8 protein-coding genes are annotated in these 11,232 nt (G+C 52.9%); 4 read left to right on the top strand and 4 right to left on the bottom strand.

Features of this window, described 5'->3' with window-relative positions; genetic code table 11:
- Together IGR76_02760 and IGR76_02765 are read left to right on the top strand one after the other, a co-directional pair.
- Nucleotides 1–1,097, top strand: a 1,097-nt coding sequence (locus IGR76_02760; GenBank protein ID MBF2077453.1) for an NAD(P)(+) transhydrogenase (Re/Si-specific) subunit beta, incomplete at its 5' end; no start/stop codon positions are given.
- A gap of 502 nt (nt 1,098–1,599) precedes the next feature.
- A complete protein-coding gene (locus IGR76_02765; GenBank protein ID MBF2077454.1) occupies nt 1,600–3,699 on the top strand; it encodes an S-layer homology domain-containing protein in 2,100 nt (699 codons plus the stop codon).
- A gap of 82 nt (nt 3,700–3,781) precedes the next feature.
- Here the strand turns inward: IGR76_02765 and IGR76_02770 are convergent, their stop codons facing one another.
- Both IGR76_02770 and lepA read right to left on the bottom strand, forming a co-directional pair.
- Complete coding sequence (locus tag IGR76_02770; GenBank protein ID MBF2077455.1) at nt 3,782–4,636, bottom strand: inositol monophosphatase family protein; 855 nt, start codon at nt 4,634–4,636, stop codon at nt 3,782–3,784.
- A gap of 83 nt (nt 4,637–4,719) precedes the next feature.
- Complete coding sequence (gene lepA / locus IGR76_02775) at nt 4,720–6,522, bottom strand: elongation factor 4 (protein ID MBF2077456.1); 1,803 nt, start codon at nt 6,520–6,522, stop codon at nt 4,720–4,722.
- Nucleotides 6,523–7,068: 546 nt separating this feature from the next.
- Here lepA and IGR76_02780 point away from each other — a divergent pair.
- Together IGR76_02780 and IGR76_02785 are read left to right on the top strand one after the other, a co-directional pair.
- Nucleotides 7,069–7,308, top strand: coding sequence for a hypothetical protein (locus tag IGR76_02780; protein MBF2077457.1), 240 nt, complete (start codon nt 7,069–7,071; stop codon nt 7,306–7,308).
- Between the two features lie 202 nt (nt 7,309–7,510).
- On the top strand, nt 7,511–9,331 hold the full coding sequence (locus IGR76_02785; protein MBF2077458.1) for a GAF domain-containing protein: 1,821 nt from the start codon (nt 7,511–7,513) through the stop codon (nt 9,329–9,331).
- A gap of 29 nt (nt 9,332–9,360) precedes the next feature.
- Here the strand turns inward: IGR76_02785 and IGR76_02790 are convergent, their stop codons facing one another.
- The gene (locus IGR76_02790) at nt 9,361–10,101 is read right to left on the bottom strand and encodes a CIA30 family protein (protein MBF2077459.1); all 741 of its coding nucleotides are present in this window, start codon (nt 10,099–10,101) and stop codon (nt 9,361–9,363) included.
- A 60-nt stretch (nt 10,102–10,161) separates the two neighbouring features.
- Complete coding sequence (locus tag IGR76_02795; protein MBF2077460.1) at nt 10,162–11,193, bottom strand: hypothetical protein; 1,032 nt, start codon at nt 11,191–11,193, stop codon at nt 10,162–10,164.
- Nucleotides 11,194–11,232 lie beyond the last annotated feature (39 nt).

The raw sequence follows: 11,232 nt of genomic DNA on the forward strand, positions 1-11,232 counted from the left end.
CCCTAGTTGCCGTTGGTGAATTTTGGCGAATTACCAGCAGTGGCGAAACCGCTTCACCCGATACAACCCTGACCATCATTCTGGGAGTATTGATCGGCGGCGTCACCTTTACCGGAAGTTTGCTCGCCTTTGTCAAACTGCAAGGACTGATTACAGGATCGCCGATCACCTTCCCGTTTCAGCAGCCGTTTAACATCACCTTACTGGCGGCCTTCCTGATCGGCAGTGGGTATGTGTTGCTGTATCCCGATAGCATTCCGGTTTTTCTAGGACTGATTGGCATCTCACTGTTACTCGGAATTCTGTTCGTGCTACCCATTGGCGGTGCCGATACTCCGGTTGTGATTTCGCTGTTGAACTCCTATTCCGGCTTGGCGGCGAGTGCGGCTGGATTTATTCTCGGCAACAACATGCTGATTATTTCAGGAGCGCTGGTGGGCGCGTCAGGATTGATTTTGACGCAAATCATGTGCAAGGCCATGAATCGCTCCCTGGCCAATGTCTTGTTTAGCGCCTTTGGGTCCGATAGCGGTGCCGTGGCTGGAGGCGAGGCCGTGGGCGATCGCGTCGTCCACTCCATCGATCCAGAGGAAGGCGCGATGATGCTGGGCTATGCGAAGTCCGTGGTGATTGTGCCAGGATACGGGATGGCCGTTGCCCAAGCGCAGCACACGGTTCGAGAACTGGCAGATCAGCTCGATCGCTTGGGCGTTACGGTGAAATATGCCATTCATCCCGTAGCAGGTCGCATGCCGGGACACATGAACGTCTTGTTAGCGGAGGCCAATGTGCCCTACGACCAGCTTTATGACATGGATGACATCAATGCTGAATTTGATCATACGGATGTGGCGCTCGTGATTGGAGCCAACGATGTCGTTAATCCGGCGGCGCGGGACAACGCAGGCAGCCCCATCTACGGTATGCCGATTCTGGATGTCGATCACGCTGCCCACACTATCGTCATCAAGCGGGGCATGAATGCGGGCTTTGCCGGAATTGAAAACGATTTGTTCTACAAAGACAAAACCTTCATGCTGTTTGGCAGTGCCAAGGATGTGGTGAGCAAGCTGGTTTCAGAAGTAAAACAGCTTTAAATCCGGTAATCCTGCAATGACAGCAGTACAGCTATGGTGTAGCAAGGACTACTTCGAACGCATTGACGCACCTAACTCGATCTCGGTGAAGTAGTGTGTAGTCCCTTATGTCTGCCCTTGCTACACTTTCCTCTCATGGCACAATTGCTGACGTAGCCCTCTGATTGACTGACAAAACTCACACAACCCTGATTCTCTCGTAGGTTGGGTGAGCGCTAGCGTAACCCAACAGAATAAAGGCTAGAGTTGGGTTCCACGGTGTTTCACCCAACCTACTAGAAAAGATATGTCAGTCAACCAGCGTAGCCCTATATTTTTAACGCCAAACTCAGAACTCGAAACTCAAAACTCAAAACTCAAAACTGGTGTATCGAGGCAATATCTAACCCAAATCGCTCGATAGTGCCCCAAAATTTGCGCTACGAAACATTAAGTGATTCTGCCGTTTTCCAGCTCTCGAATTACCGTGAAGCGAGGTCAATTAAACTAGAGGGTTGAATCTATGACGGCGGATTCATCAGTATTGGAATCCGAATCGCTGATATTTTCTGATATCGGCGGTTACTGGGCAGGGGATAGTATTGATGCGCTTGCCCAGAGCGGCGTTGCCAAGGGATATCCCGACGGGACGTTTCAACCCGATCGCCCCCTTTCACGAGCCGAACTAGCCGCATTCCTCAACCGAAGTTTTCCTGATCTCGACTTAATTCGAGAGGCGATCGCCTTTCCTGATGTGCCTCCCGATCATTGGGCAGCGGCAGATATTCGGCGAGTTTATCAAGTTGGGCTAATGCCTGCCTACACCGATCGCACGTTTCATCCTGAGGCATCCATTACCCGTGCTGAAGTTTTGGCATTGCTGGTGTCTGGGCTACGGTTATCGATTTCCAACGGCGCAACAGTGATTTTGCCGCTCTACTTTGATGATGCGGCTGATGTGCCATCGTCGTTGGCGGGCGCGATCGCGGCGGCCATTCAAGATAGTTTGATTGTGAATTATCCCGATCGGCGATCGCTGCGTCCCAATCAGGCGATCGCCCGGGGTGAAATGGCGGCGATCCTCAGTCAGGTTTTGCAACTTCCGGACGGGGTGCCCATGGAATACGTGGTTTGGGGAATCGGGCTGGAGGACATTCACGATCCACTGGTTATCCCTTTTAGCGCACTGCCGTACCTGCCAGAGTTGGTGAAGGAAATGCAGATTCGCCTCAATGGGTTGAGCCTCTATCCCGGCGGGCGTTGGATTGACGGCATGTATGGGCCTCGTACCCAGAAGGCGATCGCCGATTTTGCCCAGCTTATGAATTTGCCCAACGCCCAAACCCAGCTCATTGACGAACCCTTTGCCCAGGCACTCCTGATGACTGACCCGTCCGATTTGCTCCTCGAACAAGCGCGCGATCGCCAAAAAGTATTTAACGACTATCTTCAGCAGGAAGCCGGATACGATGCCACCAAGCTGGCCTTCCTGGATCGCGGCATTCAAAACTCGCCCTATCAATTCGACATTTCTAAATATCCCGATCGCCTCAAGGAAAAACCGGACAACATTGAAGTCACGTCCTACGGAGCAAGCACGATCTTGGCCGACGGAGTGACCACTGTTCAGTTTGATCCCTATCCCCTGCTGCGAACGATACCCACCATTGATGCCAATGCCCTGTCATTCCTCCATTCCGATATTCAGCAGGCATGCCTTTGCATGGGCAGCATGGTGAATGATCAAGTCCATACCCACTGGATGGGACGCGACGCTCTCAAGAATGTGGAACTGTGGAGCAGTACCAAGGTGATTCCGCTGCTGAATGTGATCAGCAAGGCCAATAGTTACTTCCCGACATCGGATGTGGATAACTGTGTGGTGCGTCCGTTGCGGCGTAGTGGTGGCTATAGTTTCTACGATGTCGCGGTAGATATTGTCAGCTACCGTAGCCAGATTGCAACGTCAAATTCGCTGGCCTACACGATGAAGAAATTTAGTTCGCCGCTGGAACTGGAAACCTGGCTGAAGGATGTCACGGGTAATAATAGCCTCATTTTTAGAGGACGCTATGGAGAGGAGGCGTTTCTAGCGTTGCCGGAGTTGTGGGATCGCACCCTTCAGCGCCGTATTTTGACCTCGAAACCCAACCGTCATGTGGAGAGTAACACCATCTCCACCTATGACCTAGTGCGGGTGATGTCGATGCTGGCGTGGCACCTGCACATTCCCCAAGGGGCGCGGTTCCCTGGCGCACAGTGGGCCAGTTTGGAGTCCCTAGTGCGAGCCTGTGGCACGGATACGGCTCGCTACCTGGATGTGGCGATCGCCCGTTTGGGATTGAGCAATAGTATGCGATCGCCCGTGATTATGTCCAAGCTGGGATTTGGGCGCAGCACCATTCGCGATCGTACCGAACTAGTGTATCTCGCCCACTGTCAGTTTATTGATCAGCGTCCGCGGGCAGCAGGCAATCTGTCCATGTGGCGATCGTTCACGCTGGCCTTTATCGCCGCCAAGGATTGCAACGATGCCAACCAGGAGGCTAGAGAGTTGGATGCCCGGATGGCCGCAGAAGTAACCGAAACCCTGCGCCGAATCGTAACCCAGGAATTGGCGTAGCTCCTGGATGGGTACGGACGGGTTTAGACGGTAGACCTTGCGCCCATACCGAGGATTGATTGCGAAACCCGCCCCTACGGGTTCACATCAACGGCGCAACGGCTTTGGCAATGGGCACCCGCAACGCATCCACGTAGGATTGCCAGCCAATCACGACTGTTTGGTGGTGGGTCAGCGTGTCCCCATCGACCGCATCGGCATGGAACTCAAACGCTTTGCCCTCCAAATCGCAGCACACCAACCCAGCGGCCTTAGCGAGGGCAATGGGGCCTGTGGTGTCCCACAGTTTCACCCGACGGTTGAGGTAGATATAGAGTCCGGCACGTCCCCGCACGACTTCCATCACCTTTAGCCCAAAGCTACCCAGGGACTGAAAGGTAATCCCCGGAATGGCAGATTGTAGAACATCGCCAAAATGGTTGCGATCGCGATCGCCAATCATAATCGGGCAAAAATCGGGAGAGAGTGGCGGTGGTTCCGTGGGGATTAGCGCTTCTGGGAGACGATCGCCCGCTATCTGAAACAGACCCCAATCTTTGCCCCCGTAGTAAAACCGTTCGATAGCGGGTGCATAGATCCAACCCGCAACGGGCACATCGGCCTCCACCAGTCCCACCATCACCGCATAGTGCGATCCTGCATGGATAAAGTCCTCGGTGCCGTCGATGGGATCAATAAACCAGCAGCGCTGTCCTTCTTGGTGGAAATCGCGGCGAGACTGGGCGTTTTCTTCCGTCACGATGCCGTCTTTAGGAAACAGCGCTGAAAACTCTGCGGATAACCGCTGATCGAGGGCGCGATCGGCAGTCGTGACGTAATCGTTTACGCCTTTCTCAAAGACTTTGAATCCCTGTTCGGCCATTTGCTTGGCCTGTTGCCCACAATCGCGCATGAGCGATCGGATCGCGAGGGCTTGTTCCGGTGAAACGTAATACATGAATGCGGTTGACTGATGGATTGTCAATGGTTCTTCGCTACTCTATCACCTAGGACGAAGGCGCGATCGCAGGAAAACTAAGATCAAATTTTCAGCACCGCCATAAATGCCTCTTGGGGAACGTCCACGGTTCCAATCGACTTCAGACGCTTCTTACCCTTGGCCTGCTTCTGCAACAGCTTTTTCTTCCGGCTGATGTCGCCACCGTAACACTTCGCCAACACGTCTTTTCGCAGAGCGGGAATGCTTTCACTGGCGACTACACGAGATCCAATGGCGGCCTGGACGGGAATCTTAAACTGATGGCGAGGAATTAACTCTTTCAGCTTTTCAACCAACGCCTTGCCTACGTAATACGCCTTATCGCGATGGACGATGGTAGCCAGGGGATCAACCGGATCGCCGTTAATCAAAATATCTAATTTCACCAGCGGATTCTGGCGATAGCCAATCAGGTGGTATTCCATACTGGCATAACCGCGCGATCGCGACTTCATTTGGTCAAAGAAATCCGTCACGACTTCTGCGAGGGGAATTTCGTAGGTCAGGGTCGTGCGCCCTTGGGTGAGGTACTTCATATCCTTGAACATCCCCCGACGGCTTTGCCCCAGTTCCATGAGCGTGCCCACGTATTCTTCAGGGGTGATCATTTCCACCTGAACGTAGGGTTCTTCAATACTTTCGCGTGCTTGAGGATCGGGCAGCAGGCTGGGATTATCTACCATCACCACGCTACCGTCTAGCATATTGACCTTGTAGATTACGGATGGAGCCGTCGCAATCAGGTCCAGCCCGTATTCCCGTTCTAGGCGTTCCTGGACAATTTCCATGTGGAGCAGTCCCAAAAAGCCGCACCGGAAGCCAAAGCCCATGGCGCTAGAGGTTTCCGGCTCGTATTGCAGGGCAGCATCGTTGAGTCGCAGTTTTTCTAGGGCTTCCCGCAAATCTTCAAACTGATCCGAATCCGTGGGAAAGAGGCCACAGAACACCATTGGCTTGGCTTCAGTATATCCCGGCAGCGGAGCCGGAGCCGGGGACTTGGCGAGGGTAATGGTATCGCCGACTCGCGCATCTTCTACTGATTTGATCGCTGCGGCAAAGTAGCCCACCTCGCCCGCATGGAGTTCATCCACCTGAACCTGAGTCGGGGAAAGAACGCCCAGTTCATCAATTTCGTATTCCTTGCCTGATGCCATCAGCCGGACGCGATCGCCCTTGCGAACCACACCATCCATCACCCGGAAGTAGACGATTACACCGCGATAGGCATCATAGTAACTGTCAAAAATTAACGCCCGCAGCGGTTCACTGACGGTGTCCTGGGGCGGCGGCACCAAGTACACAATCGACTCCAGAATTTCGGGAACGCCGATTCCCTCTTTTGCAGACGCCAAAATTGCACCGCTACAGTCCAGACCAATGATTTCTTCAATCTCGCTCTTGACCCGCTCTGGCTCAGCTCCAGGGAGGTCAATTTTATTGAGTACGGGAATAATTTCGAGGTTGTGTTCTAGCGCCAAATACACGTTCGCCAAGGTCTGCGCCTCTACCCCCTGAGAGGCATCAACCACCAGCAACGCCCCTTCACAGGCGGCGAGCGATCGCGAGACCTCGTAGGAAAAATCGACATGTCCGGGTGTGTCGATCAGATTGAGAACGTACTGCTGACCGTCCTTGGCGGTGTAGTTCATGCGGGCGGCCTGAAGCTTAATCGTGATGCCGCGCTCTCGCTCTAGATCCATGGAATCTAGGAATTGCGCCTTCATGTCGCGATCGCTCACGGTTTCCGTGACTTGCAGCAATCGATCGGCAAGGGTCGATTTGCCGTGATCAATGTGGGCGATGATTGAAAAGTTGCGAATGCGAGAGACAGGTACGTCAGTCATACAGGTTCCAGAGTTTAGCCAAGCCGAAAGATATCACGAGTGCAAGGGTTAAGCCGCTCAGATTCTCCTAGGGATTGAGGTTAATCCCAAGGTTCGAGACATCTGATGCTGAAAGGTCTTCCTCAAAACCTTTCGCGAGGTCTCAGATGATCCACAGTAGCTTAGAGGTTCAATACTTCTTAGTGTGACGCATTTACCTGATCGTCGTCACCCCAGGAAGCCGGAACGCCTTAGAGGGTTAGAGCCAGGGCATTACCCCACGGGAACTACCCCCATATCCTCGTTCCCAGATTACTACGCCTCAATGTTGCCAAGCATTGAGTTTCCTAACGTATTGTAATCCTTTTGTAATCCTTCTCGCGAGTCCTCACGGATTTCTCTTAAAAATCCAGTATGTCTAGTCCGTATGTCTAGAAAACACAACACATCCATGAGTGAGACGCCATCCAAGCCATAGAATGGGGATGGCGTCAGTCTGCACTCGTTCCCGACAGGATGAGACAGAATACCGCGATCACCTTAAATATTGAAGAGATAGCCTAACCCATGACTGAATCCGTAACTCAATCCTCTGGCGATCAGAGAAAGTCCGAAAAAGTTGAACTTGCAATTGAGATGGATGCTGATTTACTCGATCAGATTAAGCACCTCACTCAAGATCCGAGCAAGGTGATCGAGGTCGCTGTGCGCCAGTGGCTTTTGGGAACCAGCCGTCGTGATGACGAACTCACCCAAACCTTTCGCCGAAATCCTCCGGTTCCGCCCCGGGGCGAGTGGAACGATTAATGACGTACGCTTGCGTTCTTCAGATACCTAACCGGAACAATACTACGAGCCTAAGTCCTGAGTAGTTCCCTGGTGGGTCTGGAGGGTGATGGCCATTGGCTTTGCGATCGCCGTTCGTTAGAATGTGCAAAACGTACTTTGTAATCGTTTCGCATTCTGGCTCCGTAAGAGAATGCAGTCTCTCTCCAGTGATGATACATAGTTGCCCGTGACTCTCTCTGATTCCCAAAGATTTGCAACCGCCTCTGAGCTGTCATCGGCAGACAAGCACTATCCAGATCTGGTCCTCATTCAAGATGCAGGGGGACAATGCTTATCGTTCTACTGCAAGTACTGCAATCAATTGAGCCTGTCTCCTAATGCATTGGTTGGCCATCCACTAGAAACCGATTTCGCCCCAGCGATTGCCGCTCCGTATTTGGAGCGCTTGCAGTACGTCGTTGAATATTCTGTACCGCAGCAATTTCGCTACCCATTTCAATGTGGCGATCGCTACTTGGTGTTTGATCTCACCATTAGCCCCGTCTTGATGCCCCATCCGTCCCTGCCCATCGCAATGGTGTCTGGAGAATGGGTCAATGAAGTGAAGAAAATCGATGCCTTTGCCCTGGTCGATCAACTGGGTCGGATTGCGCCTCCCCTCAGCCCTGAGCACCGACGCAAGCTTCTGTCCTACGTGAGCCGCGATGTCGGGCGATCGCTGGATCTAGACACTATTCATCAAAAAACGGTCGATGGGCTGGGGGATCTGCTTGCTCTTGATCGCTGTTTACTGTGCCACTACAAGCCCGATGATCCCATCTTGAACGTCGTCGCTGAATTTCATCGCCCAGCGTTGGATTCCATGCTGGCGTCTGAGATTGAACTGGATGAACAAAGTCCCCTCTGGGCTGTACTTCAAGAGCGACAACCGCAAATTTTATCCGCAGCGGCGATCGGGCTCAGCGATTTATCCGGTTCAGTCCTTGCCGTTGCAACGTACCACAAAGAGCAGTCTAATGGCCTGATTTTGATGCATGTTGCCAGTCCAAGTCCGACCTGGATGCAAGGAGATTTACAGATTGTTCAGGATCTGGCAGACCAAATTGGCACCAACATCGCCCATGCCACGGTGTTTGCCGAGTCTCAGAGCTTAGCGGCGGAATTGCAGCGAGCCAACACATCGTTACAACAGAAACACTTAGAACTCCAGCGTGCAAACATCTCCCTAGAAGAAGCCCACCAGCAAGCCGAAGAAGCATCGCGGCTGAAAAGTGAGTTCCTGGCAAATACCTCTCACGAACTGCGAACCCCATTAAACGGCATGATTGGCTTTTTGAAGCTGATTTTAGACGGAATGGCGGATGACCCCGAAGAGCAGCAGGAATTTATCCAAGAAGCCTATCGTTCTGCTATTCACCTGCTGAATATTATTAACGACATCTTGGACATCGCTAAGATCGAAGCAGGCAAGATGGATCTAGCCCGCGATCCCATCAATCTAGATGAATTGATGCAGGATGTGTATCGTCGAACCTGTAAACAGGCGGAGCAGAAGAATCTCAGCCTAGAAGTTCGCACCCCAGATATTCGCGATCCAGTCATTCTTTTGGGAGACTATCAACGCCTGCTGCAGGTGATGCTAAATCTGGTTGGGAATTCGATTAAATTTACCAATGAAGGTGAAATCATTATTTCCACTGAGATTTTGCCGGAAAAAGAAGTGGTTCGAGGAGAAGAACGGCGATTTGCGCGAATTAGCGTTGCCGATACGGGCATCGGTGTTTCGCTGGAAAAACAGGATAAGCTGTTCCAGAATTTTAGTCAGATCGACAGTTCCCGCACGCGTCAGTACGGAGGTACGGGATTAGGGCTTGCTATTTCTCAGAAGCTAGTAGCGGCAATGGATGGCGTCGTGAATTTCTTTAGTTTGGGTGAGGGACTAGGTGCAACGGTTACCTTCACTGTGCCCCTCTTCCAAGATCCGATTATGGTATTGAACGATTCTACCGACTCATCAGAACTGCTGAAGCCCGGAAATTAGTAGGGGCGAAAGATGGGTTCATCGCGCAATTACGAGTTGCTATAGAGCTGAATGCGCTCGATTTGGAGCTGAAACGCGCCTGGTTGGAAAGTCGGATTCAGCGCACTATCGTACTCAAACTTGCTCAGCATCAACTGCAGGGCACAAATACGGCTGAGATTCAGTGCGGGAGCATCGGGGAGCGTGCGGGCACGGAACACCGGAGTGAATGCGGTAAAGGGGATTTGAACGGTGATCCACTCGCGATCGACGGTATCGAACGAATGGCAATAGGCCACGCTGTCCCAATTGGTATCCTGGTGCAGCATAAACTTGTAGCGTTGCCCGTCGCCACGTACTCGCAGCTTCACGCCATCAAAGCCCGACCAATCTAGGGGCGGGTCAAAGTTGCGAGTCCGCACCGATGCAAAGCCACCGGAGTTTGCCGTTGAAACGGTTCCCGCAAAAACAGCAGAGGCTCCCACTTTCCGAAAACTGCTGGCACTTACTCCCCCCATCACCACGTCATCCAACGCTCCCCAAATGGCCTCGAATTGTGGATCGGGTTGGGTAGTGAAGTCAAAAACGGTGGGTTCGGTTGTGGAACTAGATGAAGGCGAGGTCGTGGTTAATGCAGGGCTATCGACGTGGGGGTGGGCCGGATTGCCGAACCGGCGTTGAAACCAGTCGAACTGGCTAAGGATCGGAACGGCACCAAAGTAAGCCATGGTGCGGAGAAATCGACACAGGCTCCATTGGGATGGGGGTGAGTTGGGCGAGTTTTGAGTCATAGGTGTTCAACAAATGCGCCACACTTTTAGTCTAGAGGGCAACGCACCGCTTCAACACCCTCAAAGGGCATAAAGCGCTTGAACCGCCGCACCGAAGGCTAAGCGACTACTTTCACGATTAGCGGCGCGATCGCTATCCCACACGTGAGTGGCGTTTGGAATCTGTTTTTTCAACCACTGGGCGATCGCTGGCGAGGGGTCTACGTCATCGGCATACAGGACGTGATGAATTTCGACAGGGGATAGGTTTGCCGTCTGAAGGAGGGTCATTAGGGCTTGATGTAACTGTTCCACTATGAGTTGCAGTCGATCAACCATCGGCAGAGTTTCTAAGATACAGTGCTGACGCTGGAGGGTTTGCAAATTTGAAGGCAGAGCGATAACAGCCAGATGCAACATGCTGCTTCCCCGGGCTACAACTAGAACGTTACCTGTCCAGGACTGATTGCAGAGAGAGGGTCTCGACGACGGTTCCGGTAGCAGGAGGGGGGAGGTGGGGCCAGGTAGCACCGACAATAACGCTGCGATCGCCGCATCAACAAAATCAATTTGACTCGCGCTTGCGACCAATTGGGTATCGAGGATGGCTTGGGCGATCGCCTGCCGTTGGTCGCCACCCCAATCCCCAGGACAGGCCACGCCAACACCATCGAGCTGTTGCCAGGCAGTTTGTAGTTCCAGCGGTGTCAGCCCCACGGCTTCACATTGAACCGTCGAAACCACGGCATGGCGCGCACCCACCGCAGGATTGAGCGTTGAAAGCAGGATATGAAGCGCAAAGGTTACATCATCAGTAGTAATGGGTAATTCCCCATCCAGGGCGATCGTAGGGCGGCCTAACCAGTGCTGAAGATTATCCAGCAGCATTCGTTGTCCACTGCCCTCAGGGGAGGGAGCCAGGGTTGCTAACGATTGGGCGAGCGAGCCAATAGCTAGCGGCACAAAGCCCGATGGCGTGACGGCACTGGTCGGACGATCCTCTGGATAGTCGTGTTGGGGGAAGTGGGTTCGGGAGAGGTAGACGGCTGCAGGTAGACGAAACCGCTTATTTTGGGGATTATGCACCGACTGGCTGATCTCGACTTTATCCAATCAGGCGGCATGGCAGAGTAACTCGGTCCAGGTGTCGAA

Source organism: Synechococcales cyanobacterium T60_A2020_003 (genome assembly GCA_015272205.1).
Taxonomy (GTDB): Bacteria; Cyanobacteriota; Cyanobacteriia; order RECH01; family RECH01; genus JACYMB01.

Excerpts from the sequence above, each read along its gene's own strand:
- IGR76_02765 (MBF2077454.1), top strand. The coding sequence starts at position 1,600 with ATGACGGCGGATTCATCAGTATTGGAATCCGAATCGCTGATATTTTCT.
- IGR76_02770 (MBF2077455.1), bottom strand. The coding sequence starts at position 4,636 with ATGTATTACGTTTCACCGGAACAAGCCCTCGCGATCCGATCGCTCATG.
- lepA (MBF2077456.1), bottom strand. The coding sequence starts at position 6,522 with ATGACTGACGTACCTGTCTCTCGCATTCGCAACTTTTCAATCATCGCC.
- IGR76_02780 (MBF2077457.1), top strand. The coding sequence starts at position 7,069 with ATGACTGAATCCGTAACTCAATCCTCTGGCGATCAGAGAAAGTCCGAA.
- IGR76_02790 (MBF2077459.1), bottom strand. The coding sequence starts at position 10,101 with ATGACTCAAAACTCGCCCAACTCACCCCCATCCCAATGGAGCCTGTGT.